This is a genomic window from Paraburkholderia sp. Clong3 (assembly GCF_050436485.1).
GTDB lineage: Bacteria > Pseudomonadota > Gammaproteobacteria > Burkholderiales > Burkholderiaceae > Paraburkholderia > Paraburkholderia tuberum.
Genome location: NZ_JBNDMH010000003.1, coordinates 2,568,356 through 2,591,248, shown reverse-complemented (window position 1 = coordinate 2,591,248; position 22,893 = coordinate 2,568,356). Strand labels below are relative to the sequence as shown.

The window sequence follows — 22,893 nt, the reverse complement described above, 5'->3', positions numbered from 1 at the left end:
TACGGATCGATGATGACTTGATTGGCCGGAAAGCGTCGCCACGCGGCGTTTCAACACTCGGTAGTTAACATATGTTGCATTTATTTTTTTAATGGCAACATATGTAGACGGCTGGCGCAGCAGCCCGCCATCCATCAGGAACCTGCTGCACGATTGGAGATACCCATGAAAGTGATGAATTGGTCCACTGTTGCCATGCTCGTGGCGGCAACGTTGGCGAGTCCGGGCGCGTTTGCGCAGGACGCGACGTCCACGCTCGCGAAGATCCAGCGAAGCGGCGTGATCGCGATTGGCCATCGCGAGACGTCGGTGCCGTTCTCGTACGTCGACGCGAACAACGAGGTGGTCGGCTTTTCGCAGGACCTGTGCAACAAGGTCATCGATGCGGTCAAGGCGAAAACGAAGCGTCCGGACCTCAAGGTGCGCTTCATCCCGGTCACCTCGCAGAATCGCATTCCGCTCGTGCAGAACGGCACGGTCGATCTCGAATGCGGCGTGACGACCAATCTCGTCGCGCGCCAAAGCCAGGTGGCGTTCGCCGACACGTTCTTCGTCGCGACGACGCGTCTTCTGACGCGCAAGGACTCGGGCATCAAGGACTTTCCGGATCTCGCGGGCAAGACGGTCGTGACGAATCAGGGCACGACGTCCGAGCGCATCCTGCGCAAGATGAACGAGGACAAGAAGATGAACATGCAGATCATCAGCGCGAAAGATTACGGCGAAGGGCGTCTCACGCTCGAAAGCGGCCGCGCCGTCGCGTACATGATGGATGACGTGTTGCTGGCCGGCACGCGCACGCTGACCGCGAAGCCGTCGGACTGGATCATCACCGGCACGCCGCAATCGTCGGAAGCGTATGGCTTCATGTTGCGACGCGACGATCCGGAGTTCAGAAAGCTCGTCGACGACACGCTCGAACAGGTGATGAAAGGACCGGAAATCCACACGATGTACGACCGATGGTTCATCAAGCCGGTGCCGCCGAAAAACATCAGCTTCGACTTTCCGATGAGCGATTCGCTGAAGCAGCTGTACGCGCAGCCGAACGACAAGGCGCTCGAATAACGGCTTTGGCCGCTATTGCGCGTAGGAATGGTTTCTAGTGGCAGTCTTTTGCTCTTTCCTCTATACCTGGCTATAGGCGGCGGGTTTCGGTTGAACGTCACCTATAGCGGGAACGGAGGTGCAAAGTGAAGAGGCCGATGGAATCTTCGCGGCGCGGACGGATTTTCCCCAGTGGAATTCTTCGTGCTGCGCTGGCGTTGGCAAGCGGCGTATTCATGGTGTCCGCAAACGCCGACGCACAAATGCGCGCGATTACGATCGTATCGGGCACTTATGGCGAGAATTGCGGCGCGCCGCGCGGCAACCTGACTCGTGAGCTCGAGCGTCATTGCAACGGACGGGAAACTTGCGATTACGCGCTGCCCGGCCTGCACAAAGGTGGCACGACGATGGCATGCCCACGCGACTTCCACGCCGAATGGCAATGCGACCACGCGGACTTCCACACTGCGGCGCTGGGTCCCGGCGCGAAATCGGGCGACACGCTCGTGCTGGGTTGCGTCGAGTCGCGTGGCGCGGGCAAATAGCTCCGTGCGCGAATAAAAAGGCCGAGACCCTAACGGGGGCTCGGCCTTTGATTTTTGCGGCGGTCTTTTTAGCTGGCTTTACGAACCGGCGCGAACCGGCGCGAACCGGCGCTTGCTGAGCGACGGCCCGATACGACGGAACCGTTCCCGTTTGTGTTCTTCTTCGAAGTGCGCGAGCGACGGCTTGACCAGATCGCTGCGCGACAGGATCCCCACCAGACGCATGCTGTTGCGATCGGCGACCACCGGCAGGCGTTCGAGCCCCAGCACGGCGAGCCGCGTCGCCACCAGCCGGCAGGTTTCGGATGACAGAGCAAACGCGGTGTTGTGTTGCGCGAACACGTCGGCGAGCGTCATCGCGCGCTTGCGTTCCGTGTCCTCGGCGCAGAAGCGTTCGAGCAACATGCGGCCGGCCACGCCGATCACCGCGCCGTCGCGTACCACCGGTTACGCGCGGCACAGCTGGTTCGCGCCGAACAGCGTCTGCAGCGTTGCGCCGAGCGTCGTGACGCCGTACTCGCGATAGATGTGATAGCCGCGTCGCGCGATTTTCTCGGTCATGATCGAGCGCCGCATCACGACCGTGGAGAAGCCGTGCGCGATCAGCGTTGCCGTCAGGAGCGGCAACAGCGCGTTGGCGTCGTGCCTGAGGCCGAACGCGAACACGATGGCCGTCAGCGGCGCGCCGAGCGTGGCACCAAGCGTCGCGGCCATGCCGGCCGCCGCGCCCGCCACGAGCAGCGTCTTGCATTCCGCCGACGTGACCTTCACGCACTGCGCGATCAGCGAGCCGAGCGCGCCGCCGGTCATGATGATCGGGCCTTCCGCGCCGAACGGCCCGCCGCTGCCGATCACGATGCCCGACGACAACGGCTTGAGCACCGCCACTTTCGGCGACATCTTGCTCTTGCCGAACAGGATCGCCTCGATCGCCTCGGGAATGCCGTGGCCGCGAATCTTTTCGGAGCCGAAGCGCGCCATCAGCCCGACGATCAAACCACCGATCACCGGCACGCCGATCACCCAAATGCCAAGCGTATGGGTGGCGGGCGAACGGTCGACGAACGACAGCGTGCCGAAGAAAAACAGATTGGTGAACAGGCGAATCAGGTTCAGCAGAACAAAGGCGGCAATCGTGCTGACGAAGCCGATGCCCGCGGCGAGCGCGAAGATGCCGGGCAGCCGTGCATTCGCCGCGAAGTCGCGTATGTGGGAATCCATGCTCATGGTTAGTCGAGGTCGATCCGTGGAACCTGGAAGGAGCCTTCGAGCGATCTCAATTCGGCGCGATGCAGTGCCGCAAGCCGTTCGAGTACCCGTTCTCCCGCTCTTTCGAGGTGTACTTCAACCTGGCGGCGATCGGTCTCGCTGACCTGGCGGCGCACGAGATTCAGTGCCTCGCAGCGCGATACCAGCGCGACGACGCCGTGATGTTGCGCCTGCAGACGCTCCGCGAGTTCGCCGACGGTCGCCCAGTCGCGCTCCGGATAGCCCTTGATGTGCAGCAACAACAGGTATTGCAACGGCGTGATGCCCTCGCTTTGCGCGGCCTGCTCCGAGAAGCGCTCGAAGCGCCGCATCTGATAGCGAAACTGCGACAACTGCTCGAAATCGCTCTTAACGAGCTTGCGAGTCCGTACTTTCATGGCAAGTCCGCCAATGTGAAGAAAACCGAAAATATATCACGTGATGATGTATTTAAGCGAATTGCGGCCGTCGCAACGGCATCGCGCGGCAGGTCTGCTCGGTCTTTTAGTTGAAAATCAGGCCGCCTCGCGGGCTCGGGTGGCGGTTTGCCGATACAGGCCGGAGATCAGGTCCACCTGCGTGATCATGCCGACCACGCGGCCCGCGCGATCGAGCACCGGGATGTGGTGATGGCCGAAGTTCGCGAACATCGGCACCAGTTCCGTGATCGGATCGGTGGGGGCGACGGTGCAGACGTCGACGGTCATCACGCTGCCGACGTTCGACGTGCGAAGCGCATCGCCGCGCAGCCAGCCGTCGAAGTAGTTCAGGATCGGACCGAGCGCGCCGAAGCTTCTTCTGTCGACGAAATCGGCGCGCGTGCCCGGCGACACCGACACGACGTGGCGCGACATCACGTCTTCGCAGCGCAGTTCGTTGAAGCTGCGCGAGAACGCCTGAAGCTGCGTTTCGCGCAGCAGCGAATAGAGATCGTCGGTGTCGATGTCGAGCAGTGCGTCACGGCGCCCGAGCACGGCTTTGACGTCTTCGCGCGTGAAGCCGACGCGCGCGGCTTCGTCGGCGGCCTGGCTCGGCGTCGCGCGGTCCTGGCGTCCCGCATGCGGATAACGGTGGCCGGTTGCCGCGTGATAGACGAGCGCCGCGAACAGCAGCGCGGCCGACTGGATCGCGATCGGTTCGAGCACGAAGCGGTAGCCGAGCGCATGAATGACCGGGCCGCCCAGCACCGCGGTCAACGCGACCGCGCCCGACGGCGGGTGCACGCAGCGCAGCGCGAACATGTCGGAGATCGACAGCGCCACCGCGAGGGCGGCCGCCAGCGTCGGATCGCCGATCAGCATCGCGCAGGTTACGCCGACCGTCGCGGACACGAGGCTACCGCCGATGATCGACCACGGCTGCGCCAGCGGGCTCGCGGGCACCGCGAACAGCAACACGGCGGAAGCGCCCATCGGCGCGACGAGCAGCGGAATATTTGCGACGGGACCGAGCAGCAGATACATCAGACCGCCGGTGAACGCGATGCCGAGCAGCGCGCCGAGGCACGAACGAGCACGCTCGTGCCATTTCACGGTGACCGGTGCAGGGAGAAAGCTGGCAAGCCAGCCGAGAGCAGGAGAGCGGGACAAGCTAGGAGCAGAAAGTAGTCGATGATGCCGGGCCCGAGATTACCGGGAAAACCTGGCAACGCGAATACAGTCTGGTCATGATTATATGTCAATATGATATAAAAGTTCTCCGCCCCCCCGCGCGGCGCGCGGAATCTGTCGCATCTCGCAGACAGTCGAGAACACAGCCGACGTGCTTCAGCATGGCCCTTAAATCACCCCTCGGCGCGTTCTTTTTTGTCACGTCGTGATATAAAATGAGAGCAGACGGATTGAGAGGACTGGTTGGCCGTTGCCTGATAGACCGATAAAGGAGCCATCATGATGATCACGTTTCAATCGACGGCGTCGCCGGATGTCGTCATGCTCAGGGATCTCGCACAATATCTGCTTGGTCTGATCGGCAAGCGGCTCGGCGCGCGGGGCGTTATCAGCCACGACGAGCTGCCCCGGGCGATCGATCGGCTCGAAACCGCCATCACCGAAGACGCGGCCGCGGAAACGACCCTCGAAGCATTGCACTGCTCAACCAGTAATCAACGCGAGTCGCGCAACCGGCTGTCGCAGCGCGCGTGGCCGTTTCTGGACATGATGCGTGCGGCGCGCGACTCGGACGCGGACATCATCTGGGGGCTGTAGTTCGTCGAGGGAATCGCGATGAAACAACTTGCGTCGTGTCGACGTTTCGCAATCGTCCTTATTTCGGTTTGCGCCGTTCCGCTTGCCTATGCGTTCTCACCCTCGCAGCAGACCGGCCGGTACCCGCAGCCGGTGTGCGGCTCTTGCACCGCATCGTGCGGCACGGGGGTGCGAAGCAGTGTGATCGGCGTGTATGGCGGCACCGTTGTCGACCAGTTGTCCAGCGGAGCGGTGGTGCTCGTGAGATGGCCGAACGGTTCGCCGCACGAGGCATGGACCGCTCGGTCGCATGGCTATGGTTTGCCCGTCGATCCCGCGGCAAACGCTGCTCATGTTTTCTTTCTGTGGCCTGAGTCGTAGCGCGGTGTTCCTGATCGCCGTGCCGAGCAACCGCTATTCCAGGGCAGGGATTCGGTGGCCGCCGAAACTGGCGAATAGTGCCTGTTTGACGGCGTTTCTGTAGGTATTTGCATGGATCGGTGTCGCGCGGTATATATCACGAACTGACATATAATTAATTGATCACGTGCCGCACGGCGCAAGGAGGTTCTCATGTCGAGCTTCAAGCGCATTCTTCTCTGCTACGACGGAACTCGCGAAGGACAACACGCGTTGAAGGACGGTGCCGCTCTCGCGCAAGACCTGAACGCTGAAGTGCACCTGCTTTCCGTGCTCAACAATACGGCGTGGATGCAGGGCGCGGACATCACGTCCACGGTGCCGATCGATTTCATCAACGAATCCGCCAAAACGCTGCTCGACGAGGGCCTACAGAAGCTCGCCGCACGCGGAATTCGCGCGACCGGTCATCTCGCGATCGGCGAACCACTCGATGAGATTCCGTTTTTCGCTAACGATCTGAAGGCCGATCTGGTCGTCGTCGGTCATCGTCGCAGTCACGGACTCGCGCGATGGTGGGGTGGCCGGCACGACGGGCTGCTGCTCGATCGCGTGACGTGCAGCGTGCTGGTCACGATGGGCGCGGCAACCGATGCGCCAGCCGCAGCCGCAGGCACGGGCGAGACCGCGCGGTCCGCCGAACATTCATGAGCGTTGTGTTGTGTGTTGAGTTGCGTTGGCACGGAGGCACACCATGAAAGACGTCGACGAACAGTTCAATCATCCTCAGCCCGTCAGGCACAGCGATAACGAAAAGAGCAAGCTGCCGCAGCGCGCCGCCGATGCGCAGCGGCCGAAGAAAAAACCCGAAGGCGAGCCGCCGGTCGAGTGACGAGGGGCGGCGCCACGCCGTTCAGTTCGCGCGGAAACACTAAAACGCTGCCAGCCCGAAAGGCTGGCAGCGTTTTAGTCATGCATGCAAACCGCTGGCACAGGCGACCGACGTCACGTCAGACAATCAGAAGTCGGTGCTGACCGACAACAGGAACGTACGCGGTGCGCCCTGGGTCAGGTACGTCGTCGCGCCGTAGGCCGACACGGCTGACCAGTACGCCTTGTTCGTCACGTTCTGCACGGTGGCGCGCAACGTCGTCCTCTTGCCGTAGATGGACGTCTCGTAACGCGCCCCCAGGTCGAAGCGGTTCCACGACGGGATCGACAGCGTGTTGGCCGCGTTCGCTTCCTGCGCGCCGGTATGGATCCAGCGCGCGTTGACCGCGAGCCCCGGCACCATCGGAATGTCGTAATCGGCGCCCAGATTGAACAGGAAAGTCGGCACGCCCACCGGACGGTTGCCGTCGTAGGTTCCGCCTGGTGTGTTCTCGAGCGTCGCGTCCATCAGCGAAGCGCCGGCCAGCAGACGCAGGCCCTTGAGCGGCTCGCCGTGCACTTCGGCTTCGAGACCGCGATGGCGTTCGTTGCCGTTCAGGCCATAGATATGCGTGGCCGGGTCGGTGAACGCCGACGGCTGTTCGATCTGGAAAGCGGCAAACGACGCGCCGAGCCTTTCGGTGTCGTACTTGACACCCATTTCCCACTGCTTCGTGCGGACCGGCGCCAGTTGTTGACCGTAGTTCAGCGTGCCCGCCGGCGCGATGCTGCCCGCTGCCAGCGCTTCGCTGCGGTTCGCGAAGATCGACACGTTCTGCGTCGGGCGCAGAACGAGGCCGAACAGCGGCGTCGTGATGCCGTCGCTGTAGTTGCCGCTGCCGATGCCCGTGTTGTCGTAGTTGGCCGTCGCGATCTGCTGGCGACGCGCGCCGACCGTGAACAGCACCCGGTCATGCAGGAAGCCGAGCGTATCGGACGCGGACACGCTGCGGATCACCGTGGTGGCCGTCATGCCCGGATCGGCCAGGTTGCCGCCTGACATCGCCGTAGCCGTATGCGGTTCGCACCGACGGGTCGTTTTCGACCACATCGGCGAGCGTGCGCGCCTGCTGATCCTTGATCAGCTTGGCCGTGTAGGTCGTCATGCTGAACGGCATGTCGATGTTGCGCTGCTTGCCGAGCACACCGTAGTCGGCGCCGCGCGCGACCTGGCCGCCCGCGTATGTCGGCGACAGGTCGCCGGGCAACTCTTCGACGGCGGCCGCCTGAACCTTGATGGCGGGCAGCGTGCCGTCGGCGGCGGGGGCGGAGTCGGTGGATTGAGCGAACGCGCTGGCCGGGACACTGAAAGCGACGGCGATGGCGGCGAGGATGGTGGCGCGATGCAGAGTGGCTTGAGCAGGCATGGCCTGCGGGCGATTCCAGCGTGAAACGGACATGAATTGGAAAGTAGGCGTGGTCGTCGATCTTCCGTCCCGGGGCGCTAGTTGGAATCCGAGCGGCATTTCTCCTGGTTGCACGCGCGGACGATGTCATTTATGCAAGCGGTCCGAGCGCGAAACGAAAGGTTCGGCGGAAGCATAGTGCAAATAGGAATCATTCCCACTATAGAAGCGCAACGATTTACAGAACTGATGGCAAAAGTGGAGGTTTTGATGACGTCAAGCCGCCGCGACGCGCGGGTTTGACGCCGCCGCAGCCGCGGTACAGCGCTTGCTACCCACCCAAAGGTTTACTCGCAGGCCGCCATACATGCCACGAAATCCGACAACCTGCCAGAGGTGGAGCGCCCGAGAGGTCCAGCTATTGCACGGCGTGCCGCGCGTGCTCGTCATCGACGACAACGAGAACGCCGCCGAAGCGCTTGCCACCTGGCTTTCCTACGAGGGCGTCGAGGCGCGCGCCGCGACCGGCTGCACGGCGGCGCTGCACTGCGTGCGCAACTGGGTGCCCGACGTCGTCGTGCTCGACATCATGATGCCGGAGCGCGACGGCTACGAAACGGCGAGCGCGCTGCGCCGCTATCTGCCGACGCACAGCCTCGGCATCGTCGCGTTTACGTCACTAGACGAGGACCACGTGAGGCAAACCGGCCGCGAGCGCCACAACTTCGACGGTTATTGCCAGAAGGGCACGGCGCCGGCCGCGTTGCTCGCACTGCTGCGAGGGTTGTGGCGCGGCTAGCGACGGGGCGCGCGTCGATAAAAAAACGCGGCGGCGTGGACATCGCTCCACACCGCCGCGCTTTTCAACCGCGCTTTTTTGTCGGACCCGCAACCCGCCGCGCTCAACCGCTCAGCTCTTTCGCGCGGTCTGCATCCAGCCGGCTTGCACGCCGAACTGCGCGATCTGTTTCGCGACTGCATCGGCGAGGCGCTTTGCTTCGTCCGACACGCCCGCGCGCTTCGTTTCGGTCACGCCGTGCAGGCCCGCGCCGGCCGCTGCCGCGGTCGCGACGGTGCCGGCCGCCGCGCCGACCCCGGCGGTTTCGACCATGCCGGGCATCTTGCCGCTGTCCGCGTTGGCCGTGAAGCTCTGCACGACACGCGGCGTGCCGCCCGCGGGCTGGTAGACGATCCGCACCGCGCTGCTCACCTCGCTCTTGCCCGCGCCCAAGCCGATCAGCGTGCGGCGGCGGCGATTGCCGGCGTCGATCGTCTCGAAGCTGCCTTGCACGAGCAGCACGTTCTGGCCGGCGGGCACCGGCGCGTCGGTGCGCACCGCGTGCAGACCCATCGCCTGCAACTGATGGACGATCTCGTCGGCGACCTGCTCGCGCACCTGGGCGGCATCGGCAACCTGCTGCTGCGCGTCCGACGAGCCCGACATCTGCATCTTCAGTTTTTGCAGCATGCCGCCGTTGTCGAGCTTTACCTGCTGCGGATCGGCATCGAACGTGTAGACGTAGATCGTGTCCGGATGCATCGTCGATTGCGTGCCTGCGTCGGCCGTCGCGGACGTGCTCGTCGCGCTCAGATTCGTGACGCTGGCGCCGGCGCAGCCGCTCAGCAGCGCGCCGCCGCACACGAATGCCATGCAGGTGAAACGAGCGGCGTTCTTTTTGATGAAGTTCACTGAAGTCAACATGATGATCCTGTGGTCGGCACGCGGTGCCAGTCTGTTCGAGTCCATCGCCGATGATCGGGCAACCGGGGGATCGTCGATCATCGGCGAAGGGATTCGCACGTGAAGCCTTTCGATCTCATGCGTCTGTGATTCGTCACGCACCGGCAGCGAACGAAGTATGGGTGAGCGGCTCGCCGAACTCCATTCAACAATTATTTCGAGCGATGTCACGGCGAAACGAAGAAGAGCGCGCGGACGTCGAGCCGCCGATCAGCTCAAAGCGAGCTTGACGATGCAGCACAGGACGAAAACTAGCAGGGCGGCGGCAATGGCCATGTCCAGCGGATAGCGCATTCCTTCACCCTGCCCTGACGTTGCGGAGCTCCTATCGTAATCACCTGACGGAAGATGAAAAGCATCAGTGAAGCGCCAATGTGGGACAGGCAACGTAGTCCCGGAAAGCCGCGCGGGGCGGGGCTGCGGGAGCGCACGGACGAGATGCGGCGATGGAGCGGTCGCTCGAACGCGCTCGCATGCTCCGGCGCAAAGAAAAAGCGCCACGTGGCGCGGCGCTTTATTCGCAATTCGCGATGAAAATTTATTGCGGTTGTGCCGCTGGCTGACCCGGCGGCGTGCCATGCGGCGCCTTGTTCGCCGCCACGAGATCTTCGGCGAGACTCGTGCGTAGCGTCGCGATCGCCTGCTCGGGATTGGCGGGCTTCAGCTGCTCGCGTGCGAGCGAGTCGTACACGTAGTGACGCAGCATCCGATCCTGGGTCTTGTTCAGAACCTCGTGGTAGACGGCGACGATCTCGCCTTCATGACCGTTTAGCGCGTATAGACGGCGCAGTTGTTCGAGATCATTGATCACCGCGAAAGCTGGGCTCGGGTGCCCCATCATCGGACCATGCCCCGGCGGCCCGTCGCCGCGCGGGCCGCCGTCGTGCATAGCGGCGGGCGGGGACGGCGGCATGCCGTCGTCGGCGAGCGCGGCCGTCGCGATGATGCCAAGAACCGCGGCCACGGCCGCGCCGAAGAATGCGTTTCTCATGATGTCGCTCCCATCGAAAACAGCGCCGGCGCCACGATGGACCGGCTCCTCGCAACGATAGTCGACCCGCTGATTCGTCGGGTTACGAAAGCCATTCAGTAACTTTCCGAGCCTTTCGCGGCGCGCGGCCAAGCGGCGCGCGGCTCTGCGGCGCAGACCCCGAAGCGACGCACGTTGCCGTGAACCGGTTTTCGCCAGGGTGAGTCCGCTGGCGCAACCCAGCCGGATAGCGCATGATTGCTCCGATGTGCCGTGCGACCCCAAAAGCACCTTGCTGTGGCGGCACGCGCGGCACACGCAGCCGCCGGCATCGGCGTCGCGCCTGGTGCGGGCGACGCCGAGGCGATGAGTCTTCAACCGCAAGGAGGATTTCGCATGGACCGACCCGATGCAGCCAATCCGTTTGGCGATCTAACCAAAATGCTGGAGCAGTTCAAGCTCCCCGGATTCGACGTGCCCGCCATCATGGAAGCGCGCCGAAAGGACATGGAAGCGCTGGTTCAGGCGAATCAGACAGCATTCCAGGGGATGCAGTCGCTCGCGCAGAAACAGGCCGACATGCTGCGCACCACGCTGGGCGAGCTACAGGCGCTGACTGCGCAGCTCACGGCGGCCGGCACCGCGCCGTCGACCAAAACCGCGGAGCTGATCCAGCAGAGCCTGCACAAATCGCTCGCCGACATGCAACAGCTCGCACAAGCCGCGTATCAGACGCAGGCGGAGTCGTATGGGGTGATCGCGAAACGCGTCGAGGAGAACGTGCAGGAGTTGAAGTCGCTTCTTCAGCAACCGAAGAAGTAGCGCACGCCGCGTGTTCCGGACGATCTATGAAGCGGAGGGCCGCCAGGCCCTCCGCTTTTTTTTTTGCCCCGTCGGGATCTGTGCCGCAAGCCTCATGTAGTCAGAGGAATGCGGACTCCGCCCGCTCGTTATTCGGCAGACGCTTACATCGAAGAACAAACGCTGCTCACGTTCGCAACTTTTACGCGTGGCGGCCGCAATTTTCGCAGTCGGTCAGTTCTAAATGTCAGACGGAAACCGAATAAGCGTCAAAGCATTGTCGCCAAAAGGCTTTGCCCACGCTGATCAAACTTGATCGATCGATTCAGGAACTCCGAACAGTTTCGATCGCGCCGCAAACGATTGCCGCGCGCCATTCCCCTGACTAAAGTTTCGCCTCGCCTTTCCGTAGACGCATTCACGCAGCCCAACCGGCGTGAAGGCAACCGGCTTTGCCGGTCAGGTGTGCGCCCCTAGTCTCGCGTTTGTGATCGGCTACATGCAGGTCGCGGCGTTTCACCTCGAAGGAAATCTCTTGAAACCGATGCTTCTCACCCGCATTGCCTGCGCAATGCTCGGGGCGAGCTGCGCGTTGCCGTTCGGCGCGCACGCGACGGTCGGCCAGAACGCCAGCACCGTCGACAGCGATCAGACGCGCCTGCATGCGGTTGCTCGCGCGGCCAGCGCACAGGGCGCGTATTCAGTGCATGCGCTGACGCTGCCGTCCGGCACCCAGGTGCGCGAATACGTGGCGGCCAACGGCATCGTGTTCGGCGTTGCGTGGGATGGCCCGACGCTGCCCGATCTGAAGGCGATGCTCGGCGCGTCCTTCGATGCCTACGTCGCCGCCAGCGCGGCGCGGCGCGGCGCGCCGCTCGCGGTCTCGAACAGTGATCTCGTGGTGTTCTCGAGCGGCCATCTGCGCGCGTTCACCGGCTACGCCTATCTGCCGCAGGCGGTGCCCGCGGGCGTCGACGTCAGCGTTATTCAATAACGGAGCGAATCATGCGATCCAGGTCTTCGTGGATGACTCTGCTGGGCGCGGCGCCCATCGTGGTTCTGGCGCTGCTGTTGAGCGCGTGCGGCGGCGGGGGCGGCAGCGCGAGCACCACGGCCGATTCGAGCACCTCCAGCAACTCGAACGGTTCGGGCAGCTCGACCAGCTCCTCGGGTTCGACCGTGACCAACACGTCGCCGTCGCCGCAGGTGCTGGCCGCCAACGCGGTGCGCGTGACGGTCGACTCGGGCGTCAGCAACGTGCCGAACATGCCGTTCGTCAGCATCACGATCTGCGCGCCCGGCACCAGCAACTGCCAGACGATCGATCACGTGCTCGTCGATACCGGCTTGTGGGGCGTGCGCGTGTTCGCGTCGCAATTGCCCGCGTCGATGAGCCTGCCGCAGCAGAAGGACGGCTCGGGCAACCTGGTTGCCGAATGCATGCAGTTCTTCGACGGCTACACGTGGGGCGCGGTGAAGCTCGCCGATGTGCAGATCGCCGGCGAGAAAGCCGCTGCGCTGCCGATCCAGGTGATCGATCCGGGCTACGCGTCGCTGCCGGGCGATTGCGCGGCCGTCGGCGCGGCGCGCAACACGCCGGCCGCCTTGCAGGCGAACGGCATTCTCGGCATCGGCGTGTTCAAGCACGACTGCGGCGCGAACTGCGTGCAGCAGGCGATCCCCGCGACCTACTATGGTTGCGGCGGCACCAGCTGCACGTCGATACCGCTCGCGCAGATGTACCAGGTCGCCAATCCGGTGCCGTACTTCGCGACCGACAACAACGGCTCGATGCTCAGTCTGCCGACCGTGTCGGTCGGCGCGCCATCGGTGTCGGGGCAACTCGTGTTCGGCATCGGCACGCAGAGCAACAATGCGCTCGGCGGGGCGCAGGTGGTCGGTGTGAGCCCGTCGAACGGCACGTTCACGACGGTGCAGAACGGCACCACGTATACGCGCAGCATGATGGACAGCGGCTCGACGGGACTCTTCTTCCAGACCACCTTGATGCCGGCCTGCGCGAGCCCGAACAGCGCTTATTACTGCCCGAGCTCGACGCAGCAGTTGAGCGCGATGATCGAAGGCGTGAATGGCACGACGAGCGCGGTGACGTTCAGCGTCGGCAATGCGATGTCGATCGCGCAGACTTATAGCGGCGACTCGGCATTGCCGCTGCTCGCGGGCCCGGCATTCGTCACGTCGACGGTGTTCGACTGGGGGCTGCCGTTCTTCTACGGTCGCAATGTCTATGCGGCGATCGAGCAGCAGTCGACGCCGGGTGGGACGGGGCCTTATGTGGCGTACTGAAGTGGCGTACTGAAGTCGCGTATTGAAGTGGCGAGCCGAGCGCGTGTAGCCGGTTGCTCGCGGCTCGATGATGAGCGTCATATGCGCCCGCTGCCGGCTGGTCCGGCGGCGGGCTTTTTTATGCGCTGGTTGGCTCGCGGTCGCCCCGCTTGTCGCGCTTGTCACCCGCTGCCGCGATCACGCGATGCACAAAGCGCAGCTTGTCGACCACCGGCGCGGCGAGCGTGAACGGATAGCCGTCGGGCATGCCGAGACTGCGATTCAGACTGTTCAGCGCATAGGTGAGCGGAAACCAGCGCTTCATCAGATTGCCGAAGCTCGCGTCCTCGACCGGCGTGCGGTCGGTCAGCGTCGGCTCGCTCGGATCGTCGGGCAGCAGCGCGAGGCCGTAAGACGTCGACGTGTCGAGCACGTCGACGATCAGCAGATAGTGCGCCCATGTCTCCGCCCAGTCTTCCCACGGATGCATCGTCGCGTAAGCGCTGATGTACGACGCCTGCCAGTCGGCCGGCGCGCCGTCGCGATAGTAGGCGTCCAGCGCTTCGCCGTAGTCGGCCTGCTCGTCGCCGAACAGCTTGCGAAACGGTTCGAGCCAGCGCGGCTCGGTTTCGATCAGGTGGCGGAAAAAGTAGTGGCCCGTCTCGTGGCGGAAGTGGCCGAGCAGCGTGCGGTACGGCTCGCCCATCGCGGTGCGCACTTTCTCGCGATGCGCGTCGTCGGCCTCGGCGATGTTCAGCGTGATCAGCCCGTTGTCGTGACCGGTCATCACGGGTTTGCCGTCGCCGCCGTCGGCGAGAAACTCGAAGGCGAGACCGCGCTCGGGGTCCGCGTCGCGCGATCGCACGTCGAGGCCAAGCTCGGCCAGCGTGTACAGCAGACGCCGCTTCGCGACTTCGAGCCGGTACCAGTAGAGCCGGTTTTCCGGTTCGCTCAGGTTCGGAATCGTGCTGGTCAACTGGCAGGCGTGGCACAGCGTGTCGGGCGAATCGGCCGGGATCATCCAGTTGCAGACGTTTTCGACCGCGTAGTTGTGGCATTGTCGGAACAGCGCGCCATTCGCCTCGGGATGCAGGCTGCGCCAGCGGCCGTCGCCGGCGTCCCCGAACGCGCTGATTTCCCGCAGTTCAGGCAGATAGCCGAGCAGCGACTCGCAGCGCTCGCAGCGGACGTTCTCGTAGAACACGAGGTGCGCGCAGCGATTACAGTGGAAGGTTTTCATCGGGCGGGCCTCGTGATCGGTGCTATGTCGTTTGCGATGATGAGCCATGGTAAGCGGCATCATCAACGCGATAGCGGACGAAAGCCGGTCGCAATCTTCATGCCGCGATTGCAAGACGTCACCGCTTTAACGCACAGTACGGTCATGATCGTGCATCGGCGCTGCGCCGCTTTGGTGCACGGTCCGAGGCGAGCCCGCGGCAGGGCGCAAGGTACGCAATGCAAACGCAGTTCAGACAACACCAAACGATTCATACGGGTTTGTCCAGCAACGGCATAGAGCTTGCTTTTTTGGCGGGCTGCCCCCCCTTCGTCGAGGAGTCCGGAGTGTCCATACGCGTCGCGTTGCATCACGTTACTCATTACCGCTACGACAGGCTGGTCACGCTGTCACCCCAGGTCGTGCGGCTGCGGCCCGCGCCGCATTGTCGTACGCCGATCCTGTCGTACTCGATGCGCGTCGAACCCGCGGGGCACTTCATCAACTGGCAGCAGGACGCGTTCGCCAACTATCAGGCGCGGCTCGTGTTTCCCGAGCAGACCCGTGAGTTCAAGGTGAGCGTCGATCTGGTCGCCGAAATGGCCGTCTACAACCCGTTCGACTTCTTTCTCGAACCGTCGGCCGAGCAGTTTCCATTCGACTACGCGCCGGAGCTGGCGGCCGAACTCGCGCCCTACTGCGTGAAGCGGCCGATGACGCCGCGCTTCGCCGAGTTCGTCGCGAGCATCGACCGCACGCCGGCCGGCACCGCGAACTTCCTGGTGGCGCTGAACCAGCGGCTGCAACGCGAGATCCGCTACCTGATCCGGATGGAGCCGGGCGTGCAGACGCCGGAGGAAACCTTGACCAATGCGGCGGGCTCGTGCCGCGATTCGGGCTGGCTGCTCGTCGAGACGCTGCGGCAGCTGGGCTTCGCGGCGCGCTTCGTGTCGGGCTATCTGCTGCAGCTCGCGCCCGACGTCAGATCGATCGACGGCCCGAGCGGCACCGAGGTCGACTTCACCGACCTGCACGCGTGGTGCGAGGTCTATCTGCCAGGGGCGGGCTGGATCGGGCTCGATCCGACCTCGGGGCTGCTCGCGGGGGAAGGGCACATACCGGTCGCGTGCACGCCGGAGCCGGGCAGCGCGGCGCCGATCTCGGGTGCGGTCGACGAAAGCGAGGTCGAGTTCGGACACACGATGTCGATCGAACGCGTGCTCGAGTCGCCGCGCGTCACGAAGCCGTATAGCGAAGCCGCGTGGCGCGACGTGCTGAAGATGGGCGCGCGGGTCGACTACGAACTCGCCGACATGGACGTGCGACTGACGATGGGCGGCGAGCCGACCTTCGTATCGGTGCGCGATCGCGACGCCGCCGAATGGAACACCGACGCGCTTGGACCCACCAAGCGCGGCTACGCGGTCGCGCTGATGGACCGGCTGCGCGACCGCTACGGCGCGAACGGCTTCCTGCATATCGGCCAGGGCAAGTGGTATCCGGGCGAGCAACTGCCGCGCTGGGCGATGTCGCTGTACTGGCGCGCCGACGGCGAGCCGTGCTGGCACAACCCGGCCCTGTTCGCCGACGAACGCGAGCCGGGCCGCTACACGGCCGCCGACGCGCAACGCTTCATCGCGCATCTGGCCGCGAAGTTGTCGCTCGACGCCGACTGCATCCAGCCAGGCTACGAAGACACCTTGTACTACCTGTGGCGCGAGCGTCGCCTGCCGGTCAACGTCGATCCGTTCGACGCGCGGCTCGACGACGAGCTCGAACGCGCGCGACTGCGGCGCGTGTTCGACGCCGGGCTCGCGAGCCCGGCGGGCTACGTGCTGCCGATCGGCCGCGAGCGCGGCGCGCCGGGCATCACGCCGACGTGGATCACGGGCCGCTGGTTCTTCCGCGACGAACGCATGTATCTGATTCCCGGCGATTCGCCGATGGGCTACCGATTGCCGCTCGAATCGCTGCCGTGGGTGTCGAAGACCGACTATCCGTATCAGCACGCGCACGATCCGTTCGCACCGCCGCAGCCGCTGCGCACGGCCGCGCAGTTGCGCGTGCAGTACGAAGGCGGGCGCGAGGGCCGGCAGGTCGCCGAGGAACAGACCAGCGCGCGGCAGGCGGCCGCGCTGTCGCTGCCGGCGGCCGATCTGCTGAGCGGCATGCCGCACGGCGGCGTGCTTGCGTATGCGCCGCAGCGCCATGACGAATCGCTGCCCGCGCGTGGCGAATCGTCGAAGGACACGCTGCGTACCGCGCTGTGCGTCGAGGTGCGCGACCCGAAACGCGCGGCCGGCCCGGAAGCCGAAGCCGATTCGTTCGGCAGCGGCCGTACGCTGCTGCACGTATTCATGCCGCCGCTGACCGATCTCGACGACTATCTCGACCTGCTCGCCGCAGTCGAAGCGACGGCCGCGGAGCTGAAGATGCAGATCGTGCTCGAAGGCTATCCGCCGCCGCGCGATCCGCGTCTGAAAGTGCTGCAGGTGACACCGGACCCCGGCGTGATCGAAGTCAACATTCATCCGGCCGCGAACTGGGACGAGCTCGTCGATCACACCGAGTACCTTTATCAGTCGGCCGCTCACAGCTATCTGAGCAGCGAGAAGTTCATGCTCGACGGGCGCCACACTGGCACCGGCGGCGGCAATCACTTCGTGCTCGGCGGCGCGACGCCGGCCGACAGCCCGTTCCTGCGCCGGCCCGATCTGCTCGCGAGCCTGATCGCGTACTGGCACAACCATCCGTCGCTGTCGTATCTGTTCTCGGGGCTGTTCATCGGACCGACGAGCCAGGCACCGCGCGTCGACGAAGCGCGCAACGATCAGGTCTACGAACTCGAGATCGCGTTCTCCGAACTGCAACGCCAGGTCGATCTGCTCGGCGGCCGCGACAGCGGCAACCCGCCGCCGTGGATGATCGACCGCGCGCTGCGCAACATCCTGATCGACGTGACCGGCAACACGCACCGCGCCGAGTTCTGCATCGACAAGCTGTATTCGCCCGACGGCCCGACCGGCCGCCTCGGCCTGCTGGAGCTGCGCGGCTTCGAGATGCCGCCGCACGCGCGCATGAGTCTCGTGCAGCAACTGCTGCTGCGCGCACTGGTCGCGCGATTCTGGCGCATGCCGTACACGCAGCGGCTCACCCGCTGGGGCACCGAGTTGCACGATCGCTTCCTGCTCGGCACCTTCGTGAAGATGGATTTCGACGACGTGCTCGCCGAGCTCGGCGAAGCCGGCTTCGCCTTCGATAGCGCGTGGTTCGCGCCGCACTTCGAGTTCCGCTTCCCGCTCGTCGGCGAGATGACGCTGAGCGGCATCGACCTGACGATCCGTAATGCGCTCGAACCATGGCACGTGATGGGCGAGGAGGGCGCCAGCGGCGGCACGGTGCGCTATGTCGATTCGTCGGTCGAGCGGCTCGAGGTGCGCGCGCTCGGGTTGAACGGCAATCGTCACGTGCTGAGCGTCAACGGCGTGCCGGTGCCTTTGCAGCCGACCGGCCGCGTCAGCGAATACGTGGCCGGCGTGCGTTTTCGCGCGTGGTCGCAGCCCTCGGCGCTGCATCCGACGATCGGCGTACACGCGCCGCTCACGTTCGACCTCGTCGACACATGGAGCGGCCGCTCGCTCGGCGGATGCCAGTATCATGTCGCTCATCCGGGCGGGCGCAACTATCAGACCTTCCCGGTCAACGCCTACGAGGCGGAAAGCCGGCGACGCGCGCGCTTCTTCGCGTCGGGTCATACGCCCGGGCCGCTCGCCGTGGGCAGACCGCAGCGCAGCCGCGAATTTCCGTTCACGCTCGATCTGCGCCACAGTTGAAAAACACGCATCACTGACAGCAAACGACCTTGGCCTTTCAATCGACTTTGCCCTTCGAAGCGTCCGCCATGCCGGCGGACGCTTCGTCCCTGTTGCGATTGCTGCCGGGTCATGACGGACATTGGGACGAGCTGCGCGACGCGTCGGGCGCGCTGCGCGAGCCGTGGCGGCAGTTCTTCGCACTGCTCGACGAGGACGGCGTGGCGCGGCTCGCGGACCATCACGCGTCGATCGCGCAGCAGATCCGCGACAACGACATCAGCTACAACGTCTACGCGGACAACGGCAAGTCACGGCCATGGGCGCTCGACCTCCTGCCGTTCCTGATCAGCGAGGCCGAGTGGGCGCACCTCGAGCGCGGCGTCGCGCAGCGCGCGCATCTGCTCAACGCGATCGTTGCCGACATCTACGGACCGCGGACGCTGCTCGAAGATGGCCGACTGCCGCCCGCGCTGGTATTCGGCCATCCGGGCTATCTGCGTTCGGTGAAGGGCTTTACGCCGCCCGGCGGTCAGTATCTGCAGGTCGTCGCGCTCGATCTCGCGCGTACGCCGGGCGGCGAGTGGAGCGTGATCGCGCATCGCACCGAGGCGCCGTCCGGTCTCGGCTACGCGCTCGAAAACCGCCTGATCGTGTCGACGCTCCTCGCGGAGCCGTTCCGCTCGCTGCGCGTGAGCCGGCTCGCGCCGCTCTATTCGCAACTGATCGCGACGCTCGTGCAGGCCGCGCAAGCGACGATGCGCAACGAGGAAAGCGCCGACGCGTCACCGCATATCGCGCTGCTCACGCCTGGGCCTTACAGCGAAACCTATTTCGAGCATGTGTTTCTGGCGCGCTATCTCGGCGTCACGCTGGTCGAAGGCAAGGATCTGACCGTGCGCGGCGACCGGCTCTATCTGAAGACCCTGGCCGGCCTCGAACGCGTGCACGTCGTGCTGCGCCGTCTCGACGACGCATTCTGCGACCCGATCGAACTGCGCGCCGATTCGACGATCGGCGTGCCGGGGCTGTTGCAGGTGATGCGCGCGGGCAATGTGATCGTGTCGAACGTGCCCGGCTCGGGGTTCGCCGAGTCGCCGGCGTTGCACGGTTTCATGCCGGGTATCGCCGAAGCGTTGCTCGGCGAAGAGCTGCTGCTGCCCGGCGTGCCGACCTGGTGGTGCGGCGAACGGGCCGCGCGCGAGCATGCGTTCGCGCATCTCGACGACGCGTTCATCGTGCCGACCTGGCCGCTCACGGGACGCGACACGCCGCCCGGCATCGAAGGGGGCAGGCAGCCGCTCGCGACATGGCGCGAGCGCATCGACGCGTTGCCCGACGCGTTCACGATCCAGCAGGAGCAGCGCTTTTCCTGCACGCCGCGCTTCGAGGAGGGCACGATCGGCGGAAGGCCGTCGGTGCTGCGCGTCTATGCGATTGCCGACGTCAACGGCGGCTGGCACGTGATGCCGGGCGGTTTTACGCGCATGGCCGCGGAGCGTCAGACCACGGTATCGATGCAGCACGGCGGCAGCAGCGTCGATACCTGGGTGCTGTCGAGCCAGCCGAGCTCGACCTTCACACTGCTGCCTTCGCCGATGCAGCCCGCCGATCTCACGCGCAAGCATCGTACGGTATCGAGCCGTGCCGCGGAGAACCTGTTCTGGGCGGGCCGTTACGGCGAGCGGGCGGAAAACAACGTGCGTCTGCTGCGGCTGATTCTCGGCTCGCTCGAAGGCAACGACGCCGATTCGATGTTCGCGACGCTGGTCGAACTCGCGACATGGTGCGGCCTCGTGCAGTCGGGCGACCTGGCGTCGCCGCACGGGCTGCCGTCGCCGCAGACGTTCGAGCGCGCGCTCGTCGCGAATCTCGGCGAGAGCGCGGGCAGCGTCAGCATCAGCCAGAACCTCAATTGCCAGGCGCGCGCGAACGGCGAGGTGCGCGGGCGTTTGTCGAATGATCATTGGCGCATGATCCTCGCGGCGCGCAACGACTTTCAGGACGCGTTGCAGGTGTTGCTGCCGGCCGTGGACGCGGGCAACGGCGGTGCGGGCGCCGCGAGTAGCGGTAGTGCGTTCGATCGCTACGACCGCGTGACGCTCGCAAATGCGCTCGAGCGTCTGTCGGTGCAACTATCGGCGATCAGCGGCGCGCAAGGCGACCGCATGACGCGCGATGAAGCGTGGCGGCTGCTGTTCGTCGGGCGTCATATCGAACGCGTCGCGACGATGGCCGCGTTCATGCGCGGCGTCGCCGTGAACGGCCAGCTCGCGACGCCGGCCGGCTTCGATCTGCTGCTGCAAATGTTCGACAGCACGCTCACGTATCGCTCGCTGTATCCGGGACGTTTCGAAGTACCGGCGCTGCTCGATCTGCTCGTGATCGAACCGCATAATCCGCGTGGCATTTATGGCGTGTACGAGCGCCTGCGCAACAAACTCGACGAGATCGCCATCGCGGCGGGCAGCGTGCGGCATCGGCCGTTCGCGGAGCTGCTGCCGCCCGTCGAATCGCTGCCGACGCTCGAATCGCTGTGCGAGGTCGACGAACAGGGCTCGTATGGCAAGCTGATTGCGCTGTGTGATCAGATCGGCGGCTTCGCCAACGCGGCCGCGCATGAGATCAGCGCGCGCTATTTCAGTCACGCGACCACGGTTGCCTCGCAGGTGTGGGCATGAAGAACGCGTCGACGGTGCTGTCTGTTTCGCATCGCACTGTTTACCATTACTCGACGTATGTCGAAACCGCGCAGCATCTGGCGACGATCCGGCCGCTCGCGTGTCCGTGGCAGCGTGTGATCTCGCGCAGCGAGCGCATCGAGCCGCAGCCGTCGTATCAGCATAGCCGCATCGACGCGTTCGGCAACGACGTGCTGTACTTCGCGCTCGATACACCGCACGAGCGCCTGCAGCTCGTCAGCGAAACCACGGTCGCGCTGACGCCGCGCTGGACCGACCTCGACGCCGAGGCCACCCCGCCCTGGGAGACGGTGGCCGAGGCGCTGCGGTTTCGCGTGGGCGGCGCGTTCCGTGCCGAGGCGGAGTACTGCTTCGCTTCGCCGAATATTGCGCTACGGCCGTCGCTGCGCGCGTATGCGTTGCCGAGCTTCACGCCCGGCCGGCCGCTCGTCGCGGGCGCGATCGATCTGATGCATCGGATTCACGAGGACTTCGCGTACAAGCCGTCGGCGACGCTGTTCGATACGCCGGCCGAACGCGCGTTTGAGCTGAAGAGCGGCGTGTGTCAGGATTTCGCGCAGGTGATGATCGGCTGTCTGCGCTCGCTTGGCTTGCCCGCACGCTATGTCAGCGGCTATCTGCGCAACGATCCGCCGCCGGGACACCCGCGCCTGATTGGCGCGGATGCTTCGCACGCCTGGGTGTCGGTGCATTGTCCGGCTAGCGGCTGGATCGATCTCGATCCGACCAATGACGTGCTCGCCGATCTGGATCATGTAACGCTTGCGATCGGGCGCGATTACAGCGATGTGTCGTTACTGCGCGGGACGATTCTCGGCGGCGGAGCGCATCGGATGGAAGTGGGGGTGACGGTGCTGGAGTTGTGATTGCGGGCGCGGTTCGGTGCCGGTATTGGACCGAGGTCGGCCAACTATTCGCCCCGCAACTCATTGTCGAGCAGAACGCGAATAAAGCCGAATCGCGTTGACTGTCTGTGGCCCGGAACGCTGATCGACCAGCCACGATTATTGGCCTTCTCACGCAATTCAGGCTCCGCTAGAAGTCCTGCTGTGACTGTCGAGGAAAGACACGAACGCCGCAACCTGCTGGAGTTCATGATCCAGATCGGCGGACAGCATCGTTGGCTACATAGCGACATTCGATGGAGTAAATATCGCACCATGAGTAGACAACCGATTTTGCGCGGTGGCCTTCTCGCGGCATTGCTTGCCGTGTGGTTTTGCTTGGGACGCCCGGTTATTGCTTGTACTATCGGAGAGGTAGCGGCTATTGAGTTGCCATTCAACACGGTTGAACTTTCAAAGGAAAATCGGCGCGCAATCGCAGAGGCGGTGGAAGAGGCAAAGAAGTGGCCTGACGTGCAGATTCAGGCGATTGTGATGGCCGGTGCATATATTGGCGAGCACGATCTTGACGTTTTGCAGGAGCGCCGCGGGGAAAACGTGCAAGCGTATTTGAGGAAGCTCGGTATCAGAAGTGAGAATATCTATATCGTGCCGAAAACTCTTACGGATGGGTTCGTGGTGAAGCGGGCTGACGGTGAACTAGCTGTCCGCCAGATCGAAGTGGAGTTGCATCCGATCTGTAAAGGTAGCTGCGCATGGATGTGCAACGATCCAAGAGTGACCCCACGCACCAGGGTTATCAACCCGTAAGCACACGAATAGGGTCCGGCCTCGGCGGGGCCTTTTCATTCC

The 22,893-nt window shown here is 64.5% G+C and carries 19 protein-coding genes and 2 pseudogenes; 14 read left to right on the top strand and 7 right to left on the bottom strand.

Annotation, left to right across the window (positions count from 1 at the left end; genetic code table 11):
• Nucleotides 1–165: 165 nt before the first annotated feature.
• A complete protein-coding gene (locus tag OKW30_RS35235; protein ID WP_184063185.1) occupies nucleotides 166–1,068 on the top strand; it encodes a glutamate/aspartate ABC transporter substrate-binding protein in 903 nt (300 codons plus the stop codon).
• A 215-nt stretch (nucleotides 1,069–1,283) separates the two neighbouring features.
• Complete coding sequence (locus OKW30_RS35230; protein WP_184063182.1) at nucleotides 1,284–1,595, top strand: hypothetical protein; 312 nt, start codon at nucleotides 1,284–1,286, stop codon at nucleotides 1,593–1,595.
• Between the two features lie 78 nt (nucleotides 1,596–1,673).
• On the opposite strand, the pseudogene OKW30_RS35225 reads toward OKW30_RS35230, so the two are convergent.
• The 3 genes and pseudogenes from OKW30_RS35225 to OKW30_RS35215 all read right to left on the bottom strand — a co-directional run bounded on the left by OKW30_RS35225 (nucleotide 1,674) and on the right by OKW30_RS35215 (nucleotide 4,432).
• Nucleotides 1,674–2,822, bottom strand: a pseudogene (locus OKW30_RS35225) (chloride channel protein).
• A 2-nt stretch (nucleotides 2,823–2,824) separates the two neighbouring features.
• Entirely contained in the window at nucleotides 2,825–3,241 is a 417-nt protein-coding gene (locus tag OKW30_RS35220; RefSeq protein WP_184063180.1) for a MarR family winged helix-turn-helix transcriptional regulator, read from the bottom strand.
• Nucleotides 3,242–3,358: 117 nt separating this feature from the next.
• Nucleotides 3,359–4,432, bottom strand: a complete 1,074-nt coding sequence (locus OKW30_RS35215) for an HPP family protein (RefSeq protein WP_429348900.1) — start codon at nucleotides 4,430–4,432, stop codon at nucleotides 3,359–3,361.
• 300 nt (nucleotides 4,433–4,732) lie between these two features.
• Here OKW30_RS35215 and OKW30_RS35210 point away from each other — a divergent pair, with 300 nt between their 5' ends.
• The 3 genes from OKW30_RS35210 (at nucleotide 4,733) to OKW30_RS35200 (ending at nucleotide 6,281) form a co-directional block, all read left to right on the top strand.
• Nucleotides 4,733–5,050 carry a DUF1840 domain-containing protein gene (locus OKW30_RS35210; RefSeq protein WP_018423542.1) on the top strand — a complete coding sequence of 106 codons (318 nt, stop codon included), beginning with the start codon at nucleotides 4,733–4,735 and terminating at the stop codon, nucleotides 5,048–5,050.
• Between the two features lie 552 nt (nucleotides 5,051–5,602).
• Nucleotides 5,603–6,100, top strand: coding sequence for a universal stress protein (locus OKW30_RS35205; RefSeq protein WP_429348899.1), 498 nt, complete (start codon nucleotides 5,603–5,605; stop codon nucleotides 6,098–6,100).
• 43 nt (nucleotides 6,101–6,143) lie between these two features.
• A complete protein-coding gene (locus OKW30_RS35200) occupies nucleotides 6,144–6,281 on the top strand; it encodes a hypothetical protein (RefSeq protein ID WP_167368721.1) in 138 nt (45 codons plus the stop codon).
• Nucleotides 6,282–6,407: 126 nt separating this feature from the next.
• Here the strand turns inward: OKW30_RS35200 and OKW30_RS35195 are convergent.
• A pseudogene (locus tag OKW30_RS35195) lies at nucleotides 6,408–7,719 on the bottom strand (TonB-dependent receptor domain-containing protein).
• 313 nt (nucleotides 7,720–8,032) lie between these two features.
• Between OKW30_RS35195 and OKW30_RS35190 the strand changes: the two are divergent.
• The gene (locus OKW30_RS35190) at nucleotides 8,033–8,464 is read left to right on the top strand and encodes a response regulator (RefSeq protein WP_184063174.1); all 432 of its coding nucleotides are present in this window, start codon (nucleotides 8,033–8,035) and stop codon (nucleotides 8,462–8,464) included.
• A 111-nt stretch (nucleotides 8,465–8,575) separates the two neighbouring features.
• Here the strand turns inward: OKW30_RS35190 and OKW30_RS35185 are convergent, their stop codons facing one another.
• Nucleotides 8,576–9,367, bottom strand: coding sequence for a DUF4410 domain-containing protein (locus OKW30_RS35185; protein WP_429348898.1), 792 nt, complete (start codon nucleotides 9,365–9,367; stop codon nucleotides 8,576–8,578).
• Here OKW30_RS35185 and OKW30_RS35180 point away from each other — a divergent pair.
• Complete coding sequence (locus OKW30_RS35180; RefSeq protein WP_429349241.1) at nucleotides 9,345–9,470, top strand: hypothetical protein; 126 nt, start codon at nucleotides 9,345–9,347, stop codon at nucleotides 9,468–9,470. The genes OKW30_RS35185 and OKW30_RS35180 overlap by 23 nt on opposite strands.
• Before the next feature lie 474 nt (nucleotides 9,471–9,944).
• Here the strand turns inward: OKW30_RS35180 and OKW30_RS35175 are convergent, their stop codons facing one another.
• Nucleotides 9,945–10,397, bottom strand: a complete 453-nt coding sequence (locus OKW30_RS35175; RefSeq protein WP_184063170.1) for a hypothetical protein — start codon at nucleotides 10,395–10,397, stop codon at nucleotides 9,945–9,947.
• A 375-nt stretch (nucleotides 10,398–10,772) separates the two neighbouring features.
• Here OKW30_RS35175 and OKW30_RS35170 point away from each other — a divergent pair, with 375 nt between their 5' ends.
• The 3 genes from OKW30_RS35170 to OKW30_RS35160 all read left to right on the top strand — a co-directional run bounded on the left by OKW30_RS35170 (nucleotide 10,773) and on the right by OKW30_RS35160 (nucleotide 13,484).
• Entirely contained in the window at nucleotides 10,773–11,198 is a 426-nt protein-coding gene (locus tag OKW30_RS35170; protein ID WP_184063168.1) for a phasin family protein, read from the top strand.
• A 523-nt stretch (nucleotides 11,199–11,721) separates the two neighbouring features.
• Nucleotides 11,722–12,171, top strand: a complete 450-nt coding sequence (locus OKW30_RS35165) for a DUF2844 domain-containing protein (RefSeq protein ID WP_429349223.1) — start codon at nucleotides 11,722–11,724, stop codon at nucleotides 12,169–12,171.
• Nucleotides 12,172–12,203: 32 nt separating this feature from the next.
• Nucleotides 12,204–13,484: a DUF3443 domain-containing protein gene (locus OKW30_RS35160; RefSeq protein ID WP_429349222.1), complete on the top strand. Its 1,281-nt coding sequence runs from the start codon at nucleotides 12,204–12,206 to the stop codon at nucleotides 13,482–13,484.
• 118 nt (nucleotides 13,485–13,602) lie between these two features.
• On the opposite strand, the gene OKW30_RS35155 is transcribed toward OKW30_RS35160, so the two are convergent.
• Nucleotides 13,603–14,703, bottom strand: a complete 1,101-nt coding sequence (locus OKW30_RS35155) for a zinc-binding metallopeptidase family protein (protein WP_429348897.1) — start codon at nucleotides 14,701–14,703, stop codon at nucleotides 13,603–13,605.
• 326 nt (nucleotides 14,704–15,029) lie between these two features.
• On the opposite strand from OKW30_RS35155, the gene OKW30_RS35150 reads away from it, so the two are divergent.
• The 4 genes from OKW30_RS35150 to OKW30_RS35135 all read left to right on the top strand — a co-directional run bounded on the left by OKW30_RS35150 (nucleotide 15,030) and on the right by OKW30_RS35135 (nucleotide 22,851).
• Nucleotides 15,030–18,515, top strand: coding sequence for a DUF2126 domain-containing protein (locus OKW30_RS35150; RefSeq protein WP_429348896.1), 3,486 nt, complete (start codon nucleotides 15,030–15,032; stop codon nucleotides 18,513–18,515).
• Nucleotides 18,516–18,583: 68 nt separating this feature from the next.
• Nucleotides 18,584–21,175, top strand: coding sequence for a circularly permuted type 2 ATP-grasp protein (locus OKW30_RS35145; RefSeq protein WP_429348895.1), 2,592 nt, complete (start codon nucleotides 18,584–18,586; stop codon nucleotides 21,173–21,175).
• On the top strand, nucleotides 21,172–22,062 hold the full coding sequence (locus OKW30_RS35140; protein WP_184063158.1) for a transglutaminase family protein: 891 nt from the start codon (nucleotides 21,172–21,174) through the stop codon (nucleotides 22,060–22,062). Before OKW30_RS35145 ends, OKW30_RS35140 begins: the two co-directional genes overlap by 4 nt.
• A 183-nt stretch (nucleotides 22,063–22,245) precedes the next feature.
• Nucleotides 22,246–22,851, top strand: a complete 606-nt coding sequence (locus OKW30_RS35135; RefSeq protein WP_429348894.1) for a hypothetical protein — start codon at nucleotides 22,246–22,248, stop codon at nucleotides 22,849–22,851.
• The last annotated feature ends 42 nt before the right edge of the window (nucleotides 22,852–22,893 follow it).

Coding starts and splice junctions, on each gene's coding strand:
- OKW30_RS35235 (WP_184063185.1), top strand. CDS start 166: ATGAAAGTGATGAATTGGTCCACTGTTGCCATGCTCGTGGCGGCAACG.
- OKW30_RS35230 (WP_184063182.1), top strand. CDS start 1,284: ATGGTGTCCGCAAACGCCGACGCACAAATGCGCGCGATTACGATCGTA.
- OKW30_RS35220 (WP_184063180.1), bottom strand. CDS start 3,241: ATGAAAGTACGGACTCGCAAGCTCGTTAAGAGCGATTTCGAGCAGTTG.
- OKW30_RS35210 (WP_018423542.1), top strand. CDS start 4,733: ATGATGATCACGTTTCAATCGACGGCGTCGCCGGATGTCGTCATGCTC.
- OKW30_RS35205 (WP_429348899.1), top strand. CDS start 5,603: ATGTCGAGCTTCAAGCGCATTCTTCTCTGCTACGACGGAACTCGCGAA.
- OKW30_RS35200 (WP_167368721.1), top strand. CDS start 6,144: ATGAAAGACGTCGACGAACAGTTCAATCATCCTCAGCCCGTCAGGCAC.
- OKW30_RS35190 (WP_184063174.1), top strand. CDS start 8,033: ATGCCACGAAATCCGACAACCTGCCAGAGGTGGAGCGCCCGAGAGGTC.
- OKW30_RS35180 (WP_429349241.1), top strand. CDS start 9,345: ATGAAGTTCACTGAAGTCAACATGATGATCCTGTGGTCGGCACGCGGT.
- OKW30_RS35185 (WP_429348898.1), bottom strand. CDS start 9,367: ATGTTGACTTCAGTGAACTTCATCAAAAAGAACGCCGCTCGTTTCACC.
- OKW30_RS35175 (WP_184063170.1), bottom strand. CDS start 10,397: ATGAGAAACGCATTCTTCGGCGCGGCCGTGGCCGCGGTTCTTGGCATC.
- OKW30_RS35170 (WP_184063168.1), top strand. CDS start 10,773: ATGGACCGACCCGATGCAGCCAATCCGTTTGGCGATCTAACCAAAATG.
- OKW30_RS35165 (WP_429349223.1), top strand. CDS start 11,722: ATGCTTCTCACCCGCATTGCCTGCGCAATGCTCGGGGCGAGCTGCGCG.
- OKW30_RS35160 (WP_429349222.1), top strand. CDS start 12,204: ATGACTCTGCTGGGCGCGGCGCCCATCGTGGTTCTGGCGCTGCTGTTG.
- OKW30_RS35155 (WP_429348897.1), bottom strand. CDS start 14,703: ATGAAAACCTTCCACTGTAATCGCTGCGCGCACCTCGTGTTCTACGAG.
- OKW30_RS35145 (WP_429348895.1), top strand. CDS start 18,584: ATGCCGGCGGACGCTTCGTCCCTGTTGCGATTGCTGCCGGGTCATGAC.
- OKW30_RS35140 (WP_184063158.1), top strand. CDS start 21,172: ATGAAGAACGCGTCGACGGTGCTGTCTGTTTCGCATCGCACTGTTTAC.